Here is a 23,762-nt window from a genome sequence, read left to right as displayed (position 1 = left end):
GGATCGCCGCGAGTGCCCTTGGCCGATCCTTCGAGGCTCGCCGCTGCGCGGCGAGCACCTCAGGATGACGGCGGTGTGTGCGGTGACCCGGTTCAAAAGGGCCATGATGTGCCCTGCCCTCACCCGATCGATCCGACCTCGAACACTTCGCCGTCGTAACCCGCCTCGGCGGGAATGCGCAGCTGGCGGCCGCCATTCTCCCTGGTCATGACCGGCATCACCGTGACAACAGGCTTGCCTTTGGCATCGTCGAGTGCGGCTTTCACCGTGCGATGCTTGCCGAGCTTGATCAGGTTGCGCGTGGTCGGAAACGGCAGCTTGAACCGGCCGCTCTCGCCGCCCGCCAGCGCCTCGCGCGGCGAAACCCAGATGGAGTCCGTCGACTCCTTGCCGTCGTGGGCACCGGCCTGGTCCGGCGGGGCGGCTGCGAGGAAGAACCAGGTGTCGAAGCGTTTCGGCATTCCCTCCGGCGTGATCCAGTGCGCATACGGCACCAGTTCGTCTAATGTCAGCAATATCCCGTTGTCGGTGAGAAGCTTCAACAACGTTGTTTTGCCTTCGCACAGCGCCCCGCGATTGCGTGCTTCGATCTCGCCCGCCCGCTTCGCGTCGACCAGCGCGGTCGACCCGCGCGGTTTCGCCAGCAGGATGCCGCTTTCCTCAAACGTCTCGCGGATCGCCGCAATCCGGAAACCAAGCGGCTCGGCATCCAGCCCCTCACCGCCGGCGTAGAGTTCAGGCTTGGCCGCAATGTCATGATCGCCGGCATCGACGGCGCCGCCGGGAAACACCAGCGCGCCGGAATTGAAGTCGATCTCATAATGACGCACCATCATGAAGACTTCGATCTCGCCGTTGCCGTCGGGACCTGCGCTGTCGCGCAGCAGCAGGATGGTGGAGGCGGGACGGGCTTTGGCGGCTTCGGCCATAACGTTGCTCTCCAAGATTAATGCGTAGGATGGGTTGAGCGAAGCGAAACCCATCACAAACGCTGCGCACCGGAGCGATGGGTATCGCTTCGCTCAACCCATCCTACAGGTCCATTTCAACCCGCAGCACTTGATTGCGGCTGCATCGCCGCCCGCTTGTCGACCCGCGCCACGCGCGACAGCAGGTAGTCGACCTCGGCCTTCGCCGCCGCGGTGATGTTCGAGCCCGGCTTGCGCTGCGTGCTGGAGGCGATCACGCCGCGCTTCTGCAGCACATATTTGCGCACGGCAAGGCCGGCGCCGGGCTGCTGCTCATAGCGGATCAGCGGCAGATGCGCATCGAACAGATCGTGCGCGGCGTCGCGCTTGCGCGCTTTCGACAGTTTTACCACATCGATCAGCAGTTCCGGGAAGGCGTAACCGGTCATCGCGCCGTCGGCGCCGCGCTCCATTTCGAAATCGAGGAACAGCCCGCCATTGCCGGTCAGGATCGACAGCGGCCGCAGCGAACCGTCTTTCTGGAAATTGCGCAAGCTCGAGATCTTCTCCAACCCCGGCCAGTCCTCGTGCTTGAGCATCACGCAGGATGGGCTGTCCATCACGATCTTGCGGATCACCGACGGCGTCATGATCACGGTGAGGGTCAATGGATAGTCCTGCAGCACCCACGGGATGTCATCGCCGATCGCCTCGACCGCCTGCTTGAAATAGCCGGTGATCTGCTCGTCGGTGCGCAGATGCGGCGGCGGCGCAATCATCACGCCGGCAGCGCCCGCATCCATCGACGCCCGCGCCAGCGATCGCATCGCGGCAAAACCCGGCGCGGAGACGCCGACAATGATCTGCATGCTTTTCGCGCGCTTGACGAAGCGTTTTGCGACTTCTTCCGCTTCCGAACCGTCAAGCTTCGGCGCCTCGCCCAAAATGCCGAGCACGGTGACGCCGTCGCAGCCCACCTCGGCGTAGAAATCGGTCAGCCGGTCGATGGATTTTTCGTCGATACGCCCGTCGTCGTGGAACGGTGTCGGGGCGATGGCAAAGGTGCCTGCGGCGGTGTGGGTGAGTTTCATGGTGACTCCTGTCGATGATCCGCAAGATTATATCCGTTATTCGTCATTGCGAGGAGCACTTGCGACGAAGCAATCCAGTCTGTTCTTGCGGCTCTGGATTGCTTCGCTTTCGCTCGCAATGACGGCGTTCTATTTAAACCGCCGTGCCGATTTCTTCACCGCGTCCTCCGAAAAGAAAATCTCCCCGGCGTGATCGACGATATCCTCCGCCTTCCATCCGCTATGCGGCGGCGTCCAGCCGTCCATTTCCATCATCCGCATCTCGCGTACGCCACGTGGGCCGGAGACGCCGAGCACTTTTCCAGTCTGATCACCGGACAGGCTTGAGACCATGTATAGCACGGCCGGCGCGATGCCGTCCGGCCCGAGTGCCGCGCCGGGGTTCTCGATATAGCGCGGCAGGTCTGATGTCATGCGGGTCAGCGCGCCCGGAGCCAGCGTCCAGACCCGGATATTGTATTTGCGGCCCTCGATCGCCAGCACGTTCGACAGCCCCCAGATGCCGCCCTTGGCGGCGCCGTAATTGGTCTGGCCGAAATTGCCGATTAGCCCCGAGGTCGACGAGGTATTGACGATGACGCCGCCGCCGTTCTCGCGCATCCATCTGAATACAGGTTGCGTGACGCAGAACGTGCCCTTCAGATGCACCTTCAGCACCTTGTCCCAGGCCGCCTCGGTCGCCTTGGCAAAGGTCTGGTCGAGCAGGATGCCGGCATTGTTGACCAGGATATCGGCGCGGCCGAAATGTTTTATGGCGTCGTCGAACACCGACTGCCCGCCCGCCATGGTGGAAATGTCGGCGCCGTTGGCCACCGCGCGGCCGCCTTCGGCCTTGATCGCGTCGACCACCTTCTGCGCCATCGACGCGTCGCCGCCGCTGCCGTCGCGCGGGCCGCCGAGATCGTTGACCACCACGGCTGCGCCCTCGCGCGCGAACAGCTTTGCGTAGGCTTCACCAAGCCCGCCGCCCGCGCCGGTGATCAGCGCTACCTTGCCGTCTAGGTGTCCCATGTGTTTCTCCCTCTATCGTGTCCCGGGCGCGCTGCGGCATTCTTCATGCCGCTGCGCAGAACCGGGACCCCGGTTTCTTATTTCTTCGAACCGAAAGCAACCGGGGCCCCGGCTCTGCAGCGCACCGCTCCGCAAGGGCTAGGCGCTGCGCTGCGTCCGGGGCACGCTCACCCCAGCTCCGTCCGGCCGCTCTTGATCACCGTCACATTCCGCGCTTTCACTTTTGCCTCGAATGAAATCACATTGCCGTCCTTCCACATGTCCATGGTCACCGTCTCTCCGGGATAGACCGGCGAGGAAAACCGCACGGCATGCCGTATGAACGCGCCGGCATCGTAATCCGCGTAGGTCTGCAGAATGCCGCGGCAGGTGATGCCGTAGGTGCACATGCCGTGCAGGATCGGTTTTGGAAAACCGGCGCGTTTGGCAAATTCAGGGTCGCTGTGCAGCGGATTGCGGTCGCCGCAAAGCCGATAGATCAGCGCCTGATCCGGGCGCGTCGGGATATCGACGGATTTGTCCGGCGCCCGGGTCGGCACCTGGTGCGGCTCGGGCTGGCCTTCCGAGGGACCGCCAAAACCGCCGTCGCCGCGCGCAAATCGCGAGGCGACCAGCGTCGCCAGGTCCTCGCCCTTGTCGTTCTTGAGCACGGTCTTGTGCCTTATGACCGCGCCCTTGTCCTTGCCCTTGTCCCATGCGCCGAGGACGGTGGAGTCCGCGGTGATATTGGCAGCCACCGGGAGCGGCTTGTGGAAGGTGATGTCGCGCTCGCCGTCGACCACCATCAGGCGGTTGAGGTTCATCTCGCCGGGGTTGGCGCCCCATGCGGCCACCGAAGCGAAAGTCGGCACCACCTTCAAGGCGCGCGGGCTGAAGACGGCCTCGTTGACATAAGCAAGTTCTTTCTCATCCATCGGGTCGGCGCCCATCCCGATGCCAACGGCGTACAGCATCACCTCGCGATCGGTGTAGGCGTATTTCTGGCCGAGGTTTTTCAGCGCCATCAACTCGTCGTATTTGGGCATCGGTGTGTTTCCCCCTCGTTTCTCCTCATGGTGAGGAGGCGCTCTTGCGCCGTCTCGAACCATGAGAGCCACAAGCTCATTCCCTGTTTCACTCATCCTTCGAGACGCGCGCAAGAGCGCGCTCCTCAGGATGAGGGCGTCAGCTAACCGGCGTAAAGAACGGCAGCGGCGCGCCGTCGGTCGGCTTGAACACCACTTTTACCTTTTGTCCGATCTTCAACGAACCGAGATCGCAATCGACGAAATTGGTCTGCAGCGACGGGCCTTCGTTCAGCGTGACGTAGCCGATCGCGTAAGGCCCGCTGGCGGATTTACGCATCAGGCTGAAGGTATAGATCGTTCCCTCGCCCGAGCTTTCCTCCCACACCGTCTTGTCGGAAAAACAGAACGGGCAGATCGAGCGCGGAAAATAATGCGGCTCGCCGCAGGCGGTGCAACGCTTGATCAGGAACTTTCCTTGGCTTGCCGCTTCCCAGAATGGTGCTGTTTCCGGATTGCCTTGGGGCGCCGGATATTTCTTTGCTTCAGCCATTACACGCGCTCCAGGATGGCGGTCGAGGCTGCATGGCGGACGCCGAGCAATCCGCCGGTGCCATGCGCGACCGCGAGATCGCAATTCTTCACCTGCACCTTCGGATGCGCCTCGCCGCGCAATTGCCGTACCGCCTCGATGATCTTTGTCATGCCGCCGCGGTTGACCGGATGGTTGCTGCACAGCCCGCCGCCGTCGGTGTTGAACGGCAGCTTGCCGACGCCGGAAATCAGATTGCCGTCGGCGACGAATTTGCCGCCCTCGCCTTTCTTGCAGAACCCGAGATCCTCGAGCTGCATCAGCACGGTGATGGTAAAACTGTCGTAGATCGACGCGTATTTGATGTCCTTCGGCGTCACACCCGCCTCTTCGAACGCGCGCGGTCCTGACCACACACCGGCCGAATAGGTCAGATCGAGATCCTTGCCGCCGCGCGGACCTTTCATAGCTTCGCCGTGGCCGATCATCCGTACCAGCGGCTTCTTTAGGCTTTTTGCGATCTCCGGCGTGGTGACGATCAGCGCGCCGCCACCATCGGTGACGACGCAGCAATCCATCCGGTGCAAGGGATCGGAAATCATCGGCGAGTTCAGCACGTCCTCGACGCTGACAACCTCCTTCAGCATGGCATGCGGATTGTATTGTGCGTGATGCGAAGCCGCGACCTTGATCCAGGCCAGCTGCTCGCTGGTAGTGCCGTAGTCGTGCATATGGCGCATCGCGCACATGCCGTAGGCATTATGGGTGGTGGCGCCATAAGCCGCCTCAAAATCCTGCTCGGCTCCCGCCGCGCGCGGTGGCATCGCGCTGGTGCGCGGCTTGCCGGCCAGCGTGACCAGCGCGATCGAGCATTTGCCCGCCGCGATGGCTTCGGCGGCATGGCCGATATGGATGATGTAGGAACAGCCGCCGGTCTCGGTGGAATCGATGTGGCGCACCTTGAGGCCGAGGTAATCCACCATCGGCCAGGCGCCGCCCGGCGCATCGCCGGCGCAGAAATAGCCGTCGATATCGGCCTTGGTCAGCCCGGCGTCTTCAAGCGCGCCCTTGGCGACTTCAGCGTGTAATTGCGCGGTGGATTTGTCGGGTGCATGCCGGGTCGGATGCTCGTAAATCCCGGCGATGTAGGCCTTGCCTTTAATCGTCAATGCAGCTCTCCGCTGGCGTTTTTTCCAGCGGTTTTTGTGGCCTGTCAGGAGAGGCTTGGCAAGCGCGCTAAGCGGAGGAATAGCAGCTGTGTCCTGGACGCGGCGCGGCATTCTTCATGCCGCTCCGCCCTCGCCCGGCATCGAACCGGGATCGCGCGCGCCGTGACGCACGCCGACAATCACAACTTCGTCGTCCTTAACCTCCTAAAAAACAAGATAGGGATAAGGGGCGGCCACGAGGCGCCGTAGACCAGATTCGCTCGTTTTCCGGCCGCCATTTGGGTGGCCCTGAATGAAACCGGCGAGACCGAGCAAGCGCGCTTTGATGCGCTCTGCACCATGCGGCGATCGTTCCGCGATATGATCGAGGATTGCGTCCAGTTCGGAGAGCGCCTGCGGCGTGAAGCGCAGCTTCAGAGGCCGTGCTTCGCCCAGATCGCCCGCACCTGTTCGTCCGTCGCGTATTCGCCGCGCCGTGACTGCTCCCTCGATTTCGCGAGCGAAGCTTTCTCTTCAGGAGACAGGACGTAAACCGGTTCCTCGTCGGTAGCCATCATCAGCACGACGCGGGCGATCTCGTCTTGCGCCTCGGGCGGCAGGTTGCGAGCCGCCGTCATTGCTCGGTCTAGCAAGTCTGTCATTCCGATATTATGCATAAGGACTTAGCACAACGGAAGGGCTTTGTTCAGTGCTACTCCGCCGCGACCTGCCGCGGCGCGGGCGGCGGATTGACCAGATCGCGGGCTAACTCCGCATAGCGGATTTTGGCGATAGCTTTTGCTCCCCTATGACTGACTACGCGCTTCCGCCGCGTCGATTTGGGCTCGACGCTAAGTTGCAAAGTACTAGCTTCAGAGGGTAAAACTCTGACCGCAGTTCGAGAAATAATGGGACCCATCACTTACAGCCTTTGTCATAGAGAAATCATCGGACTTGCGATGTGGATCACGGGGCTCTGCGCTTTTCCACCCTTGATTCCTGCAACTGAAATTTCGATTCGAGAAGCGGGTCTGGTCCTCAGTACGAAATTCACTGCGCCCGTCGACAAATCTTACCTGCTCAGCCTCAGATTCGTTTTTTCATCAACGGAGACCCGCATCAAGGACAACCTCGTAGGCGAGCGTTACAGCGGCAACTATTGCACTGGCAACATCCAGTATGACGCCATTCCACAACAAGAACGATCAGGCTTGGGCCTCCCCATTTCATTCAAAGTCGTTATGCGCACAGAACCGGGAAGCGATCTCGTGTTTGAACAGACCTTCAATTCGCTATGCTACGTGGCTCACGCGACAAATGACAAATATAGGGATGTCGGCCGATTTGGCCTCAATGAGGGCGTCTATCGCATTGAGGTTTATAACTTGCAGCCACAGCCCGCCTTCGGTGACATCAAGGTCGAGATGAGTCTTGACTCCGGTGACCGGAAGTAACGCGCGGCAGGGAGGCGAAGCGAGCCCCCATCGCTCGCAAATGCTTGTCATAGTGGGCACGGCGCAAGAGCGCCTTTGCCCACCCTACGAAGAGTCCGCCCTACTCCGCCGCGATCTGCCGCGGCAGCGGCGGCGGCGGGTTGACCAGGTCGCGGGCTAATTCCGCGTAGCGGAGTTTGGCGTCAGCCACCGACTTGTCCTTCACCGGCCCGTAGCCGCGGATGCGGTCGGGCAGCGACAGCAGTTCGACCGCGGTATCGATATTGGCGGGCGACAGCTTTTCCAGCACGAAGGCGACGTCTTTTTCATAGCCCGCGATCAGGTCGCGCTCCATCCTGCGCTCCGCGCTGCGGCCGAACAGGTCGAGCGGCGTGCCGCGGACGAACCGCAAGGCCGCCAGCAGCCGGAACGCCTTCATCATCCACGGCCCGAAGGTCTTTTTCTTCGGCCGGCCGAGGTGATCGTTCTCGGACGGCAACAGCGGCGGCGCCAGATGGAAGGTGAAGGTATAGTCGCCGTCGAACTGGTCTTTCAGCTGCTTCTCGAACCGGCCGTCGGTGAACAGCCGCGCCACCTCGTATTCGTCCTTGTAGGCGAGCAGTTTTGCGTAGTTGATCGCGACCGCGCGCGCAAGATCGTCGCCGAACTCGGCCGCCGATTGCCGCCGCACCCTGTCCACCAGCATGCGATAGCGTTTCGCCAGCCGGCCGCTTTGATACCCGGTCAGGAATGCGCTGCGGTGCGCGATGACTTCATCTGTTGTCATCTCGTCCAGCGTCTTCGGCGCTACCGTCTCGTCCTGCCCCTTCATCATTGCAGCTAGGCGCGCGGGCGCGGCGGCTGCCAGCCGTCCGAGCTGGAATGCCTGCGTATTCATCTTGATCGCAACGCCGTTGATCTCGATGGCCTGCTCGATGCTAGCTGCCGTCAGCGGCAGCAAGCCCTTTTGATAGGCATATCCCATCATCATCATGTTGGTGGCGATGGAGTCGCCCAGCAACGTTTCAGCCGGCTTGGTGAAATCGAAGAAGGAGGAGTCCTTGCGCAGCGCGGTTTCCAGCACGTGGTTGACCTTGCCGCTCTGGAAATTGAAATCGCGGTTGAGGATGAAATCGGCGATCGGAATGAGGTGCGTGTTGATGACGCCGTGGGTACGGCTGGACTCGCAGAGCGTAATGGTTTCCTTGGCGATCGCCACCACCTCGTCGGCAGCGATCACGAGATCGGCGGTGCCGGTGACGATGCGCGACGACGTCACGTCGGCGGGATTTTGCGACAGCCGGACGTGGCTCAGCACCGCGCCACCCTTTTGCGCGAGGCCCGACATGTCCAGGATCATGCTGGCCTTGCCTTCGATATGCGCGGCCATCCCGAGCAGCGCGCCGATGGTGAGCACGCCGGTGCCGCCGACGCCGCCGACCGCGACGTTGTAGGGTTTTTCAAGCGAGGGCCGCGATGCCGGCTCCGGCAGGTCGCCGATGTTGCCGAGATCGGCCGGCGCGCGGCGGCGCAGCTTGCCGCCATCGACGGTGACGAAGGACGGGCAAAAGCCCTTGAGGCAGGAATAATCCTTGTTGCAGCTGGACTGGTTGATGGTGCGCTTGCGTCCCATCTCGGTTTCCAGCGGCTCCACCGAAATACAATTCGACTGCACCGAGCAATCGCCGCAGCCTTCGCAAACCGCAGGATTGATCAGCACGCGGCGCTGCGGATCCTCCAGCGTGCCCCTTTTACGGCGGCGGCGCTTTTCGGCGGCGCAGGTCTGCACGAACACGATGGCGGAGGCGCCCTTGATCTCGCGGCAGGTTTTCATCACCGCGTCGAGCTCGTCGCGATGCGCGGTCTTGGTGCCCGGCGCGATCTCGGAGGCCGGATAGGCCTCCGGAGTTTCCGACACCAGATAGATGTCGCGGATGCCTTCGGAGTGCAGCTGGAACGTCACCTGCTGCGGCGTGAGGTCGCCGTCGACATGCTGGCCGCCGGTCATGGCGGTCGCATCGTTGTAGAGGATTTTGTAGGTGATGTTGGCGCCGGAGGCCACCGCCTGGCGAATCGCGAGGCTGCCGGAGTGGAAATAGGTGCCGTCGCCGAGATTGGCGAAAACGTGTTTTTCGTCGGTGAAGGGTGCGACGCCGACCCACGGCACGCCTTCGCCGCCCATGTGGGTGAAGGTTTCTGTGTTGCGGTCCATCCACAGCGACATGAAGTGGCAGCCGATGCCGGCGAACGCGCGGCTGCCTTGCGGCACCTTGGTCGAGGTGTTGTGCGGACAGCCGGAGCAGAAATACGGCGTGCGGGTGATCGGCGCCACCGCCTGCATCTGCGTCGCCTGCCGGCCGTTGAACCAGTCGGCCTTTGCGCGCAGCATCGCCGCGACTTCGGGATTGAGATTGAGGCGCAGCAGCCGTTCGGTCAGCGAGCTTGCCAGCGAGGCGACGCTGAGTTCTTCGGCGAAGGGGAGGAAGCGCTTGTCGTGCTCGTCCATCTTGCCGACGATGCGCGGGCGGACGTCGTCGCGCCAGTTGAACAGTTCCTGCTTGACCTGGTTCTCGACGATCTCGCGGCGCTCTTCGACGATCAGGATTTCCTCGAGGCCCACGGCGAATTCGCGCACGCCTTGCGGCTCCAGGGGCCACGGCATGCCGATCTTGTAGAGCCGCAAGCCGATCTTGGCGGCGACTTCCGGGGTGACGCCGAGTTCCCGTAGCGCCTGCCTGATATCCTCATAACTCTTGCCCGAGGCCATGATGCCGAACCGCGCATTCGGCGAATCCATGGTGACGCGGTTGACATTGTTGGCACGCGCGAACGCGACCGCGGCAAAACCCTTGTGGTCCTGCAGCCGGTGGTCCTGGTCGTAGCGGTCGTCAGGCCAGCGCAGATTGAGGCCGCCCGGCGGCATCTCGAAATCGGTCGGGATGATGAAGGGCTTCATCTCGTCGGAAAGATCGACCTCCGCCGTGGTTTCCACGGTTTCGGTGATCACCTTCATGCCGACCCAGCAGCCGGAATAGCGCGACATCGCAATCCCCAGCAGTCCCATCTCGATCATTTCATGGATGCTGGAGGGATAGAGGTACGGCATCAGCGCGGAGATGAAGGCGTGGTCCGACTGATGCGGCACGGTGGAGGACTTTGCGCCGTGGTCGTCGCCGGCCAGACACAGCACGCCGCCGTTTTTCGCCGAGCCCGCGGCATTGCCGTGGCGGAACACGTCGCCGCAGCGATCGACGCCGGGACCCTTGCCATACCAGATGCCGACCACGCCATCATGCCGCGCGCCGGGCGACAAATTGAGCTGCTGCGAGCCCCAGATCGCGGTGGCCGCGAGGTCCTCGTTCACGCCAGGCTGGAACTTGATGTTGTACTGCTCGAGATGTTTTCGCGCAGCGAACAGCTGCTGGTCGTAGCCGCCGAGCGGGGAACCTCTGTATCCGGTGACAAAGCCGGCGGTATTGAGGCCGGCGGCGCGGTCGCGCCGGATTTGCGCCATCGGAAGGCGAACCAGCGCCTGGATGCCGGTCAGGAAGACGTGACCGGAGCCCTGGGTGTATTTCTGATCGAGACTGATCGGACCTTGGTTGATTCCCATTCCACCCTCTCGAGTCTCAGGCGACGCTTGGACGATTCTCGGCCGCGGCGACTGTTTTTACGTAGGTATTCAATTCATTAGAACCAGTCTACGTTGGTTTTTATGTTGCGCGCACCACAAATCTAGGCAACGGAGACCCGCGCCCGCAGAACGCAATTTCGTTCTCGCTAAGGAACAACCTGGAGATCGCGTGGTGATATCGTCCTGGATTGACCGCCACGGTTCGCCGGACCGTCACAATAGCTGTATTTTACAAACGTCCCGCGTGCAGGTTGAGTCAATATCCGATCAGTTGTATAGACCGACGATCCATTGAGATGTTTCTTCTTCGATCAGAAGCGATTGAATTCGCCAGTCGGAGAATGGCGTTCCTATATTCCATCCTCAATCATATCAGGACTTTAAGCCGTGACGCAAAATCCGCAGATCGTAACCGATGTGGAAATGGCGGCCGCCCTTGCTGCCGATCAGGTGCTCCAGGCCTTCGACCAAGGCACATTCAGCGTTGGAGGCGTCTTGCTCGACAATACGGGGAAGCTGATCCACGCGCTTCACAACAACGTTGTCAAAGCTAAAACCACATTCGATCCGACTGCGCATGGCGAACGTCAGATGATCGATTGGTATTTCGAGCAAATTAGCCAAGGCGGGCAACTGCCGTCCCCGGCCGAAATGACCGTCGTAACCTCGCTGGACCCTTGTTGCATGTGCGCAGGCTCAATCCTCCACGCCGGCTTCAACGTCACCGTCGCGGCATTCGACACCCAGTCGGGAATCAACTACGATACAAAAGCTGACTTTCCTACTTTGGCGCCAACTGTTCGGGCGAAAGCCAAATCGACGTTCAGCTACCCCGCCGTCAACGGTACGACATCCTTCGCGCGAAGCGCGAGCGGCGCGCCCGTTCCGAAGTTTTTCGCCCAACCGGTGATCGACGAGCAGACCCAAGCGCTCTGCCTTACGGCCTTTCTGGCAACTTTGGGGTCGGTACGCGATAGCGTGAGCCAGGACTTGCCGCCCGACGAACTGATCGATCCAACAACACTTGCCGCCGATGATCCCATCATTAAAGCCTTGCAGGATATCTATCCGCAAACGCTGCAATATCGGGGCCCCGCGAGAAGCGCGCCGGATCAGGAACTGCTTCCTTACCTTACCCGAGCTGCGGCGATCGATCGGCAGCAGGGCGGACCCGGCCAAGCCGTAGCCCTTCTCGACTATTTCGGAAACCTGCTATTTTGTCTGCCCGGGAACATTGCCGCTTCGCCGATAAAAACCGCGTTCATGCTAACGACCCGCTCCTATGCTTTTCTTCGGTACTCCCTCAAGCAGCAGATAGGCCAGCGCGTGTACCAGTATCTCGGGCATCCGAAATACGGAACATTTGTATTTCTGTTAGGTCCGGACGACAGCGCGGCCAGCCTGATCGATCTGGGGGCCTACGGATCGACGATGGAGGGGCCGCTGCCGCAGGACAACCCAAACCAATTCCAATATTGGAACGCTTCGATGGACCCCGTCGCCCTTTCGGCCTACTGCGCTGGCCTGCCCCCTCTCTACAGTCAAGTGATTAAGGTAAATCCTGTTCAAGTTGCGGTCGCCGCCAAACGGGCCTGATCACCAACCTCCGTCTTGCTCTCTCGCCTAAGTCCGTGGAAGATTATTTAAATTCGGGCTCCAGTATACGAGGCCGGGATCTTCTCTCTTGGCGGGACCAGAAATGAAACCACCATGACTCTGTCGGTGGTGCGACGGTCAGTCTGCGCGCCCGCGCTGGTGCAGGGACGAAGTCACGCAATGCGAGCGATTTTGGACCATTGTTCGCGCGACGCTTTTGTGCACTGCGCTCGGCGCTGGCCGCGCCCGAGCCGATGCGCCTCAGGACACGATTGCGCGCGGCAAGCCGCTGGCCGACGCCGCCGACTGCGCCAGTTGCCTTACCGCCGATCCTCAAAACCGCTCGCCGGGGGAATGGAATCGCGGCGCCTATCTGGTCGAGGGCGCTCCACATTGCGGCGCATGCCACACGCCGCATGGGCAACGCCGCGCCCGCGGTGACCACGGAGCAGGTGGCGAAAGCAAGGCGGATGCAGTGACGTGGTGGTAGCGGGCCGCGCGAAACCACGCTCTAAATGGTGCATAAGCGCGTTTTGCAGCGCTGCAGGCACGTTTTGCGTGACGGTGGCCGCTGCCGAATCGGCTAGGCTGATAGCTCAATTTTGGAGGGCGTCATGGATACCGAGAAGAAGCCGGATGGAGACCAGCCGAAGCCGACCATTAGCGATGTCGTCGGCGACCTCGTTGTAAGCGGGGCAACCGTACTTGCGAACTCGGCCGCCAAGGCCGTGGTCAGCCGCGTCAAGAAAGCGGCGGCGAAATCGGCGCCGGCGAAAGCGGTCGCCAAGGCGGTGAAAAAAGCCAAGAAGTCGGCGGCCGGCGTCAAGGCCGCGAAAACGAAGAAGGCAAAAAAAGCAAAAAAGGCCTCCAAAAAATCGGGCGCGAAGAAGAGCGCCAAGAAAAGCGCCAAGAAAGCTGCGAAGAAGTCAGCCAAGAAATCGACGCCGAAGAAAAGCAAGAAGGCGAAGAAGTCCAAGCGCTGACCGGTTCGCGCTCACTCAAAAAGGTCTTGGCAACGAGGTCGGGGCCTTTAGCATGAACGCTTGACATGAAAGCTTGCGTTCCAGCCGATTCCGTCATGCCCGGATTTGATCCGGCATCCATAGAGGATGGATTGCCGGGCCTCCGCCGCGCCGAGGGCCTTCGGCCCCGCAGGCGGGTCAAGCCCGGCAATGACGCTGTGACATGGGCAGCGGCAAAACTACTTTCCCAAAATCTCGCCCACGAGCTTCATCAAATCGGCCTCGCGGAACGGCTTGCGCAAGTAGGCGCGGTAGCCGGCGACGCGGTCGCGCACCGCGCTTTCCAGCAGCGACGTCATGATGACTACCGGGACGGCGCGGGTGGCGGCTTTCTCCTGCATGGCGGCGATCAGTCCGGCGCCATCGACGAACGGCATCATGAAATCGGTCAGCATCAGGTCCGGCGTTTCCCGATGCAGGATGTCGAGCGCCTCGCCGCCATTGCTGGCGACCAGGACGTTGTAGCCGTTCTCGCCGAGCAGTACTTCGAGCCAGTCGGCAATCGCCCATTCGTCCTCGACAATCAGCACGGTCCGCACCGTCACTCTCCAGTCAGTTGCGGATCAGGAGAAGGTGGCGGCGGTGCGCCCTGGCGGGAGAGGTCGCGAAGGATGTTCTCGGCTCCCTGATGATCGCTTTCGAGCACGATGCCGCTTTCGGCGATATCGAAGCGCCGCATCCGCATACCGGTCCGGCGATCACGGGATTTGAGAACGGTCATCAAGCGATAGGTCTCCGGTCGCAAGGCCGCCAGATGCAGCGCGATGATGTTCTCGGCGACCGCGGACGGTCCGGGCTGGTTCACTCCGGCCAGCAGTTGGCCCGGCGTTATTCCGGCATGGTCGGTTTCCGCCGTCGCCAGCGTGGTAACCCCGAGCGCCCGCAACTCGTTGCACAACGCGAATAAAAAAGACCCGATCCGGTTTTCATCGGTCAGCTTGGAAAACCCGTCGATGCCGTCGATCACCAGACGCTTGACACCGCGCAATCCCTTCGGGCTCAGCGCCGCTCGTCCGTGAAGACGAATTTCGGCATTTCCCATCTGAACCGGATTGCAAGCAGCCGGAATGCCAGGCCGACCGCGAAGGCCAGCGCGGTCGCGACGTCGTGGTTCGACTCAAGCCCGAGCGCCGCAACATAGATTGCGCCCGTGACCGCCGAGACGCTGGCATAAAGCTCCGAACGGAACAGCAGCGGGATATCGTTGCAGAGAATGTCGCGCAGCACGCCGCCGGCGCAGCCGGTGATCATGCCCGCGACGATCACGATCGGCAGCGACTCATGAAGCTGAAGCGCAACCTCGCAGCCGGCGATGGTGAACACCACGAGCCCGATGGCGTCGAGCGCCAGAAATGCAAGTTGCAGACGGTGCACCACGCGCGCAATCGCGATGGTGACGAGCGCGGCGGCGACGGTCATCGCCAGATATGTGGGATTTTCCACCCAAACGAGCGGATAGTGTCCGAGCAGGACGTCGCGGAGCGATCCGCCGCCCAGCGCCGTGACGCAGCCGAGCAGACAGACGCCAACCCAGTCCATGCTGCGCCGTCCGGCGGCGAGCGCCGCCGTCATCGCCTGCGCTGCGGCCGCCACCAGCGACAGCACGTGAAGAACGGTATCGACAGGGGGCATCGTCCACATGGACAGGGTTTGATTCGAATGGGCGGAGGGGAACTTACGTCGCGGGTTCCCGGGTGAACAGGGCGAAAAGGCCGGTGGGTTCCAGTTCGGTTCCGGGAACTGCCGTCCTCTCCGGCTGTTGTCAGGAAGGAGACAACGGAGGACTTGATCCATGGCTTACGAACGTAACCCGAACGATCCCTATCGTCCCAACATCGATTCTGCGGACGACGAGTTGCAGCGCATGCGTCTCGATAGAGAGTTGCAGGCCGACCCGGAACTGGGCGAAGGCCCCGCCAGCGGCAGCAAGGTCGCGATGTTCGCCGTCGCGGTCGCAGTAGTGCTGGGCGCGGTTTTCTACGGGCTGAACAACTCGTCGATGAACCCGGCCGGCACAGGCTCGACCGCCACCGCGCCGGCGACCCAGAACACAGCCCAGACAACCCCGGCGGCGCCTTCGGGCATGCGTGACGTGACGCCGCGTAGCAACACCGAGCCGGGCATGACCACGGGCGCGGCGCCGGCCCGTCCGCAGCAGCCGGCAGCCAATGCACCGACCGGCCAGGAAATCGACCGTAGTGCCAAGCCGGGCGATAGCGCGGCACCCGACGCTCCGGCCAAATAAAGGCTGAGTACTGAGGTTTCAGGACGCAGCGGGCCTGCCAGCCCGCTGCGTTTTGTCTGCGCCGTTCAATCGCTGAACATTTTGTTCAGTTCGCCACCCGGAAAGCCGTTGCCGAGTTCAGTGAACGTGCCCTGCTGCAACATCTCGCGCGACGCCTTCATGAAACCGGCCCAGGCCACCCGCGCCAGCGAACCGCCCACGCTGATGCGCCGCACGCCGAGATCGGCAGCTTCCGCAACGCTGAGGCCGGAAGAACCGATCAGCAGGTTGACCGGTTTTGGATGCACGGCCTTCACCACCGCCGCGATATGCTCCTTCGATTTGATGCCCGGCGCATAGAGGCAATCCGCGCCGGCTTCCGCATAGGCATTGAGCCGGTCAATCACCATGGCAAGATCGGTCTGCCCCCATAGGAATCCTTCGCAGCGCCCGACCAGCAGCGCGCCGCTGCTGTCGGCATCGATCGCCTCCCGCGCCGCCTTGATGCGCTCGATCGCAAGCGCGCGCTCGTAGAGCGGGTTCGCCTTGTCGCCGGTGGAATCCTCGATCGATAACCCCGCAATGCCGGTCTTCACCCCACGCGCGACATTGACCGCCACCTTCTCCGGCTCACGGGCAAAACCGCCTTCGAAATCGGCATTGACGGGCAGATCGACCGCGTTGCAAAGCGCGGTGAGATGCTCGCAGACGTCATCGACGCTGACGCGAGTGTCGGCGCGGCCGATCGACCACGCAAAACCGGCGCTGGTCGAGGCGAGCGCCTTGAAGCCGAGCTGCGCAAGCGCCCGCGCGCTGCCGACGTCCCACGGGTTCGGCAGCACGAAGCAGCCGCTCTCATGCAGCTTGCGGAACGCCGCGCGCTTGTCCTGAGTTGAAACCGGCATGTTTTCTCCCTGTGTTCGTTTTGCTTGCCTTACGATAACCGCGCGCGGCGTCCGGCGCCAGTGCGCGCGATGTCAGGTCTCGACCTTGCGCAGGAAGCTGCGTTCCTCCGCGAGGATGAACTTGTTCTCCTCGGCGAAATTGAAATTCGCCATGCCTTCGAGCTGGTAGCGGATGAAAACCGTGATGGCCAAGACCCTCCTGCTTATTTTTCCAACAACCCGCATATAAACGCTTGATCGACGCCAATGCTTCGTCTACCATCGAAGTATGAAAGCAGGCCCCGACATAGCCATGGTCGCCGCATTGGTCGGCGATCCCGCGCGCGCCAATATCCTCACCGCGCTGATGAGCGGCCGCGCGCTGACCGCGAGCGAGCTCGCGCAGGAGGCTGGCGTCACGCCGCAGACCGCGAGTTCGCATCTGGCGAAGCTGGAAGTCGGCGGGCTGATCGAGCCGGAGAAACAGGGCCGCCACCGCTACTATCGCCTCACCGGATCCGACGTCGCCGGCGTGCTCGAAGGTCTCGCCGGGCTGGCCGCGCGCGCCGGTCATCTGCGCGTACGCACCGGACCGAAGGACCCGGCGCTGCGCCGCGCGCGGGTCTGCTATGATCATCTCGCCGGCGATCTCGGCGTGCAGATGCTGGACAGCATGAAGAAGCAGCGGCTGGTCCGGCAGCACAAACAGGAAATCGAGCTGACCGCGGACGGCGAGCGCTTCATGGCAACGAGGCTGCAGATCGACGCCGACAAACTCGCCCACCCACGCCGGCCGCTGTGCAAGGCCTGCCTCGACTGGAGCGAGCGGCGCCATCATCTCGCGGGCACCCTCGGCGCCGCCATGATGACGCGGTTCGCCGAACTGAAATGGGCCGCGCGCGATCCCGCCCCCGGCAGCCGCATCGTCAACTTCACCCGCAACGGCGAAAAGCAGTTCGCGGCGCTGTTCGGGGCGGGCGAAGAGTAAAATCACTCGATATCGTCATTGCCGGGGCTTGACCCGGCAATCCATCTCCTTCGAAAGAGTCTCATTTAGATTGATGGATACGCGGGTCAAGCCCGCGTATGACGCCCCGGGGGTACGGAGGTCTCCATGATGCGCTTTGTACTATCCGCCCTACTCGCCGCCATGCCACTCGCCTTTGCGCACGCCGCCGAACCGGTTGCCCGCGAACCCTACGGCATCGGCCTCGAAGGGTTCGCCTATCCCTACCCCGTCAACATGCTGCCGCTGGTCAATGACGGCGAGCCGGAGCGGATGGCCTATATGGATGTCGCGGCACCTGCGCCGAACGGCCGCACCGTGGTACTGCTGCATGGCCGCAATTTTCCGTCGAGCTATTGGGCGCCGGTGATCAAGACGCTCGGCGAGGCCGGCTACCGCGTGGTGGCGCCGGACCAGATCGGCTTCGGCAAATCCTCAAAGCCGGCCGCCGACCTGCATTTCGACACGCTGGCGCGCAACACCATCGCGCTGCTCGATCACTTGAGAATCGCAAAAGCCGACATCGTTGCGCATTCGATGGGCGGCATGCTCGGGGTACGCATCGCCCGCGCCTATCCCGACCGCATCGAGCATCTCCTGCTCGCAGCCCCGATCGGCCTGGAGGACTACCGGCTCTACGTGCCGCCGACGCCGACCGAAAAAATTCTCGAGAACGAAGACAAGCTCACCGCCGAAGCCTACCGCAAGCAGCTAGAGACCAACTATTCCCTAAAACTGCCGCCGGATCAGGTGACGCCGTTCATCGACGCACGCTTCAACATCAAGGGCTCATCGGAATATCCGCGCTGGCTGCGCGCCTTCGTCAATTCGGCGCAGCTGATCTATCGCGAGCCGGTGGCGCACGAAATTCCCTTGCTCACGCAGCCCGTGCTGTTTGTGATGGGCGCGGACGACCATAACGCGCCGGGCAGGCCCAACGCGCCGGAAGCGTTGCGTCCGAAGATGGGCCAGAATGCGGAGTTGGCCAAAGCCCTCGCCGCCAGAATGCCGAACGCCAGGGCCGAGGTGATATCGGGAACGGGCCATCTGGTGTTTCTGGAAGCGCGGCAACGATTCGACGAGCTGATGCTGGCGTTTCTCGCCTCCCGTTGACGCATGTCATGGTTTTTTTGCGAAAACCGCGCATTCATTCCGCATTCAGGCCGCCATAACTAGGCTTGCGCATCGATGTACGAGGCGTTGCAAGGATTCGGCGTTGTCGAATCACGCAGCTTGAATCATGGTCCGGTGCCGCTTGGCGCCCAGCAAAACGGAGGAAACATGAAGACGCTTTTCGCAGTAGTTCTGGTTGCCGGCACGCTCGCGGGGTTCAGTGCCGCCGATGCCGCCGGCGGATGCGGCCCCGGCTTCCATCGCGGTCCCTATGGCGGATGCCGGCCCAATGGCGGTGCCGTCGTGGTGGCGCCTCGCGTGGTCGTTCCCCGCGTCGTGGTCGCGCCTGCCCCGGTCGTGGTGGTGCCGCGCGCCCGCGTCTGCCCTCGTGGATTCGCCTGGCGTGCTGGGCGCTGCCGCCCGTTCTGAGCGCGGTTATCGAACCGGCAAAGCCCCGCATCATGCGGGGCTTTGTTTTGGCCGTAAGCATCGGCGAATAAATTATCGGCTCCGGCCCTCGGACTAAACCACAGTTTCGACCTTGGCGGTCCCGACCTGCTCGCCGTCCGAGAAAATATCGACGCTGGTGTATTGGTCCTTCGAAATTTTCTTTGTGAAGGTGACCTGCTTCCACTCGATCACGGTAAGACCGGTGCCCGCAGTCGTGATGCTCAGGTCCAGCAGAAGAATTTTGGGGTTGGTACCTTGCGGGCTCGCTTCGGTGAGGTGCGGTGTCTGATTGCTGTTGGTGGTTTCGACCTCACCGATGACATGCAGCGTCGGCGGCCCCGGCGGCTGCAGGTCTTGCCATGCTTTCCAGCCCTTCGTGTTCGGCAATGATTTCGACATCAAAGACTCCTTTTTGAAAAACCTACGGTAGCTCCGACGCCAAACCCGGGCAACCGGGACGAGCCGATGGCGACCATCCGACGCACGAGGCTAGGGAGACGCGACGGCTCACCATGTCGCGGCGCCCTCTTCGGCCAGCAGGAAAATTTCGCGCGTGCTGAGTTAAGGCCAGTCGCGGTTGAAGTCGCAATCAACCGCTTCAGGTCCTCACCATGGGCGCCTAAAACCTTACCAATAATAACGGCGGCGCCAGTAGCGGCGGCGCCAGAACCGGCGACGGCGGTAGCCCCAATAACGGCGGCGCCAGAACCGGCGGCGGCGGCGGTAGCCCCAATAACGCCGGCGATAGCCCCAGCGGCGCCTCCACCGCACCTGGTCCGGCGCAAGGCGATCGACATCGTCCTGGATTGCGATCGCGGGTTCCGCGCGGTCACCACGCTGGGGAGCGCCCGGTCCCTCCGGCGTAACGGGCGGCAGTGGCGCGGCCTCGGTAGCCACGGCACCCGCGGCCAGCGCGGATACGCCCGCAATAAATCCAAAGGTGAGTTTTAGAAAGTGGCGGCGTTCCATCACATTCCTCCTTTGCATATCATGGGCGGCGAGTTTCGCCGCGCCGAGATGAACGTTGGCTGAACCGCTTAGGCCTCACGCCACGCCGAATTCCTCCGCCAGCACCAAGATCTCCCGCGTACGGGTAATCCCGGGCCAGTCGCGATTGAAGTCGGCAACCAGCCGCTTCATCTCCTCGCCACTGGTCGCGCGATCCAGCGACGCCTTGTCGGCAAATTGATAGGTCGCCTGATGTATGGCGGGATCCGTGACGCTCCAGAACCGCCACGCCTTCTCCGCGCCGAACGTTTTTACGGCGTCGGGCATATGTTCGTTGGCGTACCAGGCGTCGAACGCCGCGCGTTTGGCAGGATCGGAGACGGTGGCGCGGACGACGAAGAAGTGGTGAGGCATGGAATACCCTTCTCTCAAAACTGTTAATTCGCTTTCCGCCCCTTCAGCATCCCGGCAATACTTAAATCTTCGTCGAGATCGGGCCAGTGAATCCCCATCGCCATGATCTCGAAATTTGCACGTTGGGCCGCTGACGCCTTCACAAGGAGCGGATACCAGTCGAGCGGCGTCGCGATGCGCCGGCCGTCCGTTAGCGTTACGACAAGCTCTGACGCCGTGAACTCCACCGAGCGCGCACGCAGATCGCCGACCTCAATTTCTAAAGTGGTCATTCCATGCACCCAGCAATTCATCGCGATGGGATCGCAGATGGCGGATGATACCGCCTATTTCATGTAACGGAAACCCGGCATTCACCGCCATGGACAGATCGTGCAGCCAGAACTTGGCTTCCATATCGCCACTGCGGACGTGGACATGCGCCGGTTCGCTGCCTTCGTTGGAATAGAAGAAGGCTCGATACGGTCCCCAGCGCAGAACTGTCGGCATCTCGTCATCCCCGCCGCGGGACCAGGACTACAACGGCAAATTATCATGCTTCTTCGCCGGCATTTCCACCTTCTTGTCCCTCAGCATCGCCAGCGCCCGCGCGATGCGGCGCCTTGTTGAATGCGGCATAATGACGTCGTCGATGTAGCCGCGCTCGGCGGCGACGAAGGGGGACAGGAAGCGGTCCTCGTATTCCCTGGTGCGGGCGGCGATCTTTTCGGCGTCGCCGATATCGCTGCGGAAGATGATCTCGACCGCGCCCTTGGCGCCCATCACCGCGATCTGCGCGGTCGGCCAGGCGTAGTTCATGTCGGCGCCGATTTCCTTCGAGGCCATCACGTCGAACGCGCCGCCATAGGCTTTTCGGGTGATCACGGTGACCAGCGGCACCGTCGCCTGCGAGAATGCGAACAGCAGCTTGGCGCCGTGTTTGATCAAGCCGCCATATTCCTGCGCGGTGCCCGGCAAAAATCCGGGCACGTCGACGAAGGTGACGATCGGGATGTTGAAGGCGTCGCAGAACCGAACGAAGCGCGCCGCCTTGCGTGAGGCGTCGCTGTCGAGCACGCCCGCCAACACCATCGGCTGGTTGGCGACGAAACCCACGGTACGCCCGGCGATGCGGCCAAAACCGGTGACGATGTTCTTGGCAAAGGTTTCGGAGATTTCGAAGAAGTCGCCCTCGTCCACCACTTTAAGGATCAGCTCCTTCATGTCATAGGGCTTGTTGGGATTGTCGGGGATCAGCGTATCCAGCGACATGTCGACGCGTTCGATGTCATCGAAACTCGGCCACTCCGGCACGCCGTCGGTATTGTTGGACGGCAAAAAGTCGATCAGCCGGCGCATCTGCAGCAGCGTCTCGACGTCGTTCTCGAACGCGCCGTCGGCGATCGACGAGCGCGTGGCGTGCACCGAGGCGCCGCCGAGCTCTTCGGCGGTAACCACCTCGTTGGTAACGGTCTTCACCACGTCGGGCCCGGTGACGAACATGTAGCTGGTGTTCTTCACCATGAAGATGAAGTCGGTCATCGCGGGCGAATAGACGTCGCCGCCGGCGCACGGCCCCATGATGACGCTGATCTGCGGGATCACGCCGGAGGCGATGACGTTGCGGCGGAACACATAGGAATAGCCGGCGAGCGCCGCGACGCCCTCCTGGATGCGCGCGCCGCCGGCGTCGTAGAGCCCGATGATCGGGGAGCGCGCCTTCATCGCCATGTCCTGGATTTTGACGATTTTTTGCGCGTGGGTTTCCGACAGCGAGCCGCCGAACACCGTAAAATCCTTGGCAAACACAAACGTCTTGCGGCCGTTGACGGTGCCCCAGCCGGTGACGACGCCGTCGCCGGGCACTTTTGATTTTTCCATGCCGAATTCCACCGAGCGGTGCTCGACGAACATGTCGAACTCCTCGAACGAGCCCTTGTCGAGCAACAGTTCAATGCGCTCGCGCGCGGTCAGCTTGCCGCGGGCGTGCTGCGCTTCGATGCGCTTCTCGCCGCCGCCGAATTTTGCCCCCGCGCGGCGCTCTTCAAGGGTGTCCAGGATGTCTTTCATTGGCGTTCTTCCCGTCAGATTTGTCCGGGTTCTAACACGGCATTTTGCAGGCGGGAAACATCCTCCTATCATCCGGCAGCCTCGCCCCCTACGATACGTCCGGAACCGACGGGAGGGCGACGCATGACTGATAGCGTAAGCGCGGATGCGGCAGGCGCCGTCACCGGCGGATTGCGGACGCTGCTCCGGCTGGAGGGATTGACGCTGTTCGCGGGCATGACGCTGCGCTACGCGGTGTGGGGCGGATCATGGTGGATCTACGCTCTGCTGTTTTTTGTGCCCGACCTCAGCTTCGCGGCCTAATTCGCCGGCCCGCGCATGGGCGCCATCATCTATAACGCCGCGCATAGCTACATGGCGCCGATGATGCTGAATGTCGCCGGATTTGCCCTGGCCTCGCCGCTGGTGCTTTCCATCGCGATGATCTGGCTGGCGCATATCGGCTTCGACCGCGCGCTGGGCTACGGCCTGAAATACGCAACCGGATTCGGATTCACCCATCTCGGCCGCATCGGGCCGGCTGCAGATCGCCATGCGCGGGCTTGACCCGCCATCTATCGATCTTCGCAAGAGTCTTTCAAAGAAGATGGATGGCAGGCCAAGCCTGGCAATGACGCCTGCTTTCACGGCTTCCCCGACTGCTTGCCGAGGTCGCGGTTGTCGACATAGCGGATCATGATCGGCCGTCCCGCCAGCGCGCCGCCGAGGCCGCCGGTGAATTTCAGCGGCACGCAGGCGTCGAGCGACGCTGATATCGCCTTGCGATAGAGGTCGCGGGTCTGCTGCGGCACCTCGCGCGTCGAATAGGTGACGCGCGGGGCTGCGATGATCTCGCCGCTTCGCTTGAAGCTGAACAGCACCGACATCTGCATGCCCTCGCGCGCGTCGTCCGCCGGCGGCGGCGACCAGCAGGCGCGCAGCGCCGCGAACAGGTCGCCGATGGTGTCGAGGTCGTGGTCCGGTTTCTGATACTTCGCGGCGTCGGCCTGCGGCGGCACGCTCTGGATCGTGAGCTGCAGGTTCTGCCCGATCGGATAATCGATCTCGGGAATGCAGGGTCCGTGGTTGAACACGCTGCAAAACGACGGCGTACACGGCTCGTTCGACAGCACGCTGCACGGCGCATGCGCGAACGGCGTGGCATCGACCGGATGCCGCCGCTGCGCCTCGGCGGTGGTGGCGAGCGCCGCGCTTGCAGTCACGATGACAAGAAAAGCAGATGCATGCCGCAACATGAGTGCCCCTCCTTCGTCGTCCCCGCGAAGGCGGGGACCCATACGCCGTTGTCGTTCGTG

Annotated in this window: 27 protein-coding genes and 2 pseudogenes; 8 read left to right on the top strand and 21 right to left on the bottom strand. The window is 62.4% G+C overall.

Annotated features, from left to right (window positions below; genetic code table 11):
* Positions 1-119 precede the first annotated feature (119 nt).
* The 8 genes from VGP39_RS28005 to VGP39_RS27970 form a co-directional block, all read right to left on the bottom strand.
* Positions 120-929 carry an NUDIX hydrolase gene (locus tag VGP39_RS28005; protein ID WP_327571343.1) on the bottom strand — a complete coding sequence of 270 codons (810 nt, stop codon included), beginning with the start codon at positions 927-929 and terminating at the stop codon, positions 120-122.
* A gap of 116 nt (positions 930-1,045) precedes the next feature.
* A complete protein-coding gene (locus VGP39_RS28000; RefSeq protein WP_327571342.1) occupies positions 1,046-1,999 on the bottom strand; it encodes a dihydrodipicolinate synthase family protein in 954 nt (317 codons plus the stop codon).
* A gap of 129 nt (positions 2,000-2,128) precedes the next feature.
* Positions 2,129-3,010 (bottom strand): SDR family oxidoreductase, encoded by an 882-nt coding sequence (locus tag VGP39_RS27995; protein ID WP_327571341.1) that lies wholly within the window; start codon positions 3,008-3,010, stop codon positions 2,129-2,131.
* A gap of 167 nt (positions 3,011-3,177) precedes the next feature.
* Complete coding sequence (locus VGP39_RS27990; protein ID WP_327571340.1) at positions 3,178-4,035, bottom strand: MaoC family dehydratase; 858 nt, start codon at positions 4,033-4,035, stop codon at positions 3,178-3,180.
* A 139-nt stretch (positions 4,036-4,174) separates the two neighbouring features.
* Positions 4,175-4,567 (bottom strand): Zn-ribbon domain-containing OB-fold protein, encoded by a 393-nt coding sequence (locus tag VGP39_RS27985; protein ID WP_327571339.1) that lies wholly within the window; start codon positions 4,565-4,567, stop codon positions 4,175-4,177.
* Positions 4,567-5,715: a thiolase domain-containing protein gene (locus VGP39_RS27980; RefSeq protein WP_327571338.1), complete on the bottom strand. Its 1,149-nt coding sequence runs from the start codon at positions 5,713-5,715 to the stop codon at positions 4,567-4,569. Before VGP39_RS27980 ends, VGP39_RS27985 begins: the two co-directional genes overlap by 1 nt.
* A gap of 204 nt (positions 5,716-5,919) precedes the next feature.
* Positions 5,920-6,126 (bottom strand): type II toxin-antitoxin system RelE/ParE family toxin, encoded by a 207-nt coding sequence (locus VGP39_RS27975; RefSeq protein WP_327571356.1) that lies wholly within the window; start codon positions 6,124-6,126, stop codon positions 5,920-5,922.
* 2 nt (positions 6,127-6,128) lie between these two features.
* A complete protein-coding gene (locus VGP39_RS27970; RefSeq protein ID WP_327571355.1) occupies positions 6,129-6,356 on the bottom strand; it encodes a hypothetical protein in 228 nt (75 codons plus the stop codon).
* 246 nt (positions 6,357-6,602) lie between these two features.
* On the opposite strand from VGP39_RS27970, the gene VGP39_RS27965 reads away from it, so the two are divergent.
* Positions 6,603-7,148 (top strand): DUF5625 family protein, encoded by a 546-nt coding sequence (locus tag VGP39_RS27965; protein ID WP_327571337.1) that lies wholly within the window; start codon positions 6,603-6,605, stop codon positions 7,146-7,148.
* Positions 7,149-7,248: 100 nt separating this feature from the next.
* Here the strand turns inward: VGP39_RS27965 and VGP39_RS27960 are convergent, their stop codons facing one another.
* Positions 7,249-10,740 carry an indolepyruvate ferredoxin oxidoreductase family protein gene (locus VGP39_RS27960; RefSeq protein ID WP_327571336.1) on the bottom strand — a complete coding sequence of 1,164 codons (3,492 nt, stop codon included), beginning with the start codon at positions 10,738-10,740 and terminating at the stop codon, positions 7,249-7,251.
* Between the two features lie 408 nt (positions 10,741-11,148).
* On the opposite strand from VGP39_RS27960, the gene VGP39_RS27955 reads away from it, so the two are divergent.
* On the top strand, positions 11,149-12,357 hold the full coding sequence (locus VGP39_RS27955; RefSeq protein WP_327571335.1) for a nucleoside deaminase: 1,209 nt from the start codon (positions 11,149-11,151) through the stop codon (positions 12,355-12,357).
* A gap of 614 nt (positions 12,358-12,971) precedes the next feature.
* Complete coding sequence (locus VGP39_RS27950) at positions 12,972-13,340, top strand: hypothetical protein (RefSeq protein ID WP_327571334.1); 369 nt, start codon at positions 12,972-12,974, stop codon at positions 13,338-13,340.
* A gap of 218 nt (positions 13,341-13,558) precedes the next feature.
* Here VGP39_RS27950 and VGP39_RS27945 read toward each other — a convergent pair whose 3' ends face one another.
* From VGP39_RS27945 to VGP39_RS27935, 3 genes are read right to left on the bottom strand one after another with little or no spacing between them, the layout of a single operon-like run.
* Positions 13,559-13,918, bottom strand: a complete 360-nt coding sequence (locus tag VGP39_RS27945; protein ID WP_327571333.1) for a response regulator — start codon at positions 13,916-13,918, stop codon at positions 13,559-13,561.
* 2 nt (positions 13,919-13,920) lie between these two features.
* A complete protein-coding gene (locus VGP39_RS27940) occupies positions 13,921-14,421 on the bottom strand; it encodes an RAD55 family ATPase (RefSeq protein ID WP_327571332.1) in 501 nt (166 codons plus the stop codon).
* Positions 14,379-15,020, bottom strand: coding sequence for a trimeric intracellular cation channel family protein (locus VGP39_RS27935; RefSeq protein WP_327571331.1), 642 nt, complete (start codon positions 15,018-15,020; stop codon positions 14,379-14,381). The genes VGP39_RS27940 and VGP39_RS27935 overlap by 43 nt, the downstream gene beginning before the upstream one ends.
* Before the next feature lie 151 nt (positions 15,021-15,171).
* On the opposite strand from VGP39_RS27935, the gene VGP39_RS27930 reads away from it, so the two are divergent.
* Entirely contained in the window at positions 15,172-15,624 is a 453-nt protein-coding gene (locus VGP39_RS27930) for a hypothetical protein (protein ID WP_327571330.1), read from the top strand.
* A gap of 65 nt (positions 15,625-15,689) precedes the next feature.
* Here the strand turns inward: VGP39_RS27930 and VGP39_RS27925 are convergent, their stop codons facing one another.
* Positions 15,690-16,508 (bottom strand): isocitrate lyase/phosphoenolpyruvate mutase family protein, encoded by an 819-nt coding sequence (locus VGP39_RS27925; protein WP_327571329.1) that lies wholly within the window; start codon positions 16,506-16,508, stop codon positions 15,690-15,692.
* Between the two features lie 72 nt (positions 16,509-16,580).
* A pseudogene (locus VGP39_RS27920) lies at positions 16,581-16,682 on the bottom strand (NIPSNAP family protein); the annotation flags it as partial.
* A gap of 94 nt (positions 16,683-16,776) precedes the next feature.
* Here VGP39_RS27920 and VGP39_RS27915 point away from each other — a divergent pair.
* The 3 genes from VGP39_RS27915 to VGP39_RS27905 all read left to right on the top strand — a co-directional run bounded on the left by VGP39_RS27915 (position 16,777) and on the right by VGP39_RS27905 (position 19,035).
* Positions 16,777-17,475: a metalloregulator ArsR/SmtB family transcription factor gene (locus VGP39_RS27915; RefSeq protein WP_327571328.1), complete on the top strand. Its 699-nt coding sequence runs from the start codon at positions 16,777-16,779 to the stop codon at positions 17,473-17,475.
* A 126-nt stretch (positions 17,476-17,601) separates the two neighbouring features.
* Entirely contained in the window at positions 17,602-18,606 is a 1,005-nt protein-coding gene (locus tag VGP39_RS27910; protein WP_327571327.1) for an alpha/beta hydrolase, read from the top strand.
* Between the two features lie 168 nt (positions 18,607-18,774).
* Complete coding sequence (locus VGP39_RS27905; RefSeq protein ID WP_327571326.1) at positions 18,775-19,035, top strand: GCG_CRPN prefix-to-repeats domain-containing protein; 261 nt, start codon at positions 18,775-18,777, stop codon at positions 19,033-19,035.
* Between the two features lie 93 nt (positions 19,036-19,128).
* Here the strand turns inward: VGP39_RS27905 and VGP39_RS27900 are convergent, their stop codons facing one another.
* The 6 genes from VGP39_RS27900 to VGP39_RS27875 form a co-directional block, all read right to left on the bottom strand.
* On the bottom strand, positions 19,129-19,455 hold the full coding sequence (locus VGP39_RS27900; RefSeq protein ID WP_327571325.1) for a hypothetical protein: 327 nt from the start codon (positions 19,453-19,455) through the stop codon (positions 19,129-19,131).
* 228 nt (positions 19,456-19,683) lie between these two features.
* Positions 19,684-20,025, bottom strand: coding sequence for a hypothetical protein (locus VGP39_RS27895; RefSeq protein WP_327571324.1), 342 nt, complete (start codon positions 20,023-20,025; stop codon positions 19,684-19,686).
* A 75-nt stretch (positions 20,026-20,100) separates the two neighbouring features.
* The gene (locus VGP39_RS27890; protein WP_327571323.1) at positions 20,101-20,418 is read right to left on the bottom strand and encodes a hypothetical protein; all 318 of its coding nucleotides are present in this window, start codon (positions 20,416-20,418) and stop codon (positions 20,101-20,103) included.
* Between the two features lie 23 nt (positions 20,419-20,441).
* Positions 20,442-20,690, bottom strand: a complete 249-nt coding sequence (locus tag VGP39_RS27885; protein ID WP_327571322.1) for a DUF2442 domain-containing protein — start codon at positions 20,688-20,690, stop codon at positions 20,442-20,444.
* Positions 20,671-20,907 carry a DUF4160 domain-containing protein gene (locus VGP39_RS27880; protein ID WP_327571321.1) on the bottom strand — a complete coding sequence of 79 codons (237 nt, stop codon included), beginning with the start codon at positions 20,905-20,907 and terminating at the stop codon, positions 20,671-20,673. Before VGP39_RS27880 ends, VGP39_RS27885 begins: the two co-directional genes overlap by 20 nt.
* 27 nt (positions 20,908-20,934) lie before the next feature.
* On the bottom strand, positions 20,935-22,467 hold the full coding sequence (locus VGP39_RS27875) for an acyl-CoA carboxylase subunit beta (RefSeq protein ID WP_327571320.1): 1,533 nt from the start codon (positions 22,465-22,467) through the stop codon (positions 20,935-20,937).
* 123 nt (positions 22,468-22,590) lie between these two features.
* Between VGP39_RS27875 and VGP39_RS27870 the strand changes: the two are divergent.
* A pseudogene (locus VGP39_RS27870) lies at positions 22,591-23,013 on the top strand (DUF4260 domain-containing protein).
* Positions 23,014-23,090: 77 nt separating this feature from the next.
* Here VGP39_RS27870 and VGP39_RS27865 read toward each other — a convergent pair.
* A complete protein-coding gene (locus tag VGP39_RS27865) occupies positions 23,091-23,702 on the bottom strand; it encodes a hypothetical protein (protein WP_327571319.1) in 612 nt (203 codons plus the stop codon).
* Positions 23,703-23,762 lie beyond the last annotated feature (60 nt).

Origin of the sequence: Bradyrhizobium sp., from assembly GCF_036009065.1 — a bacterium.
Taxonomy (GTDB): Bacteria; Pseudomonadota; Alphaproteobacteria; order Rhizobiales; family Xanthobacteraceae; genus Bradyrhizobium.
The sequence above is the reverse complement of the archived record's forward strand: the minus strand, read 5'-3'. Positions and strand labels throughout refer to the sequence as shown.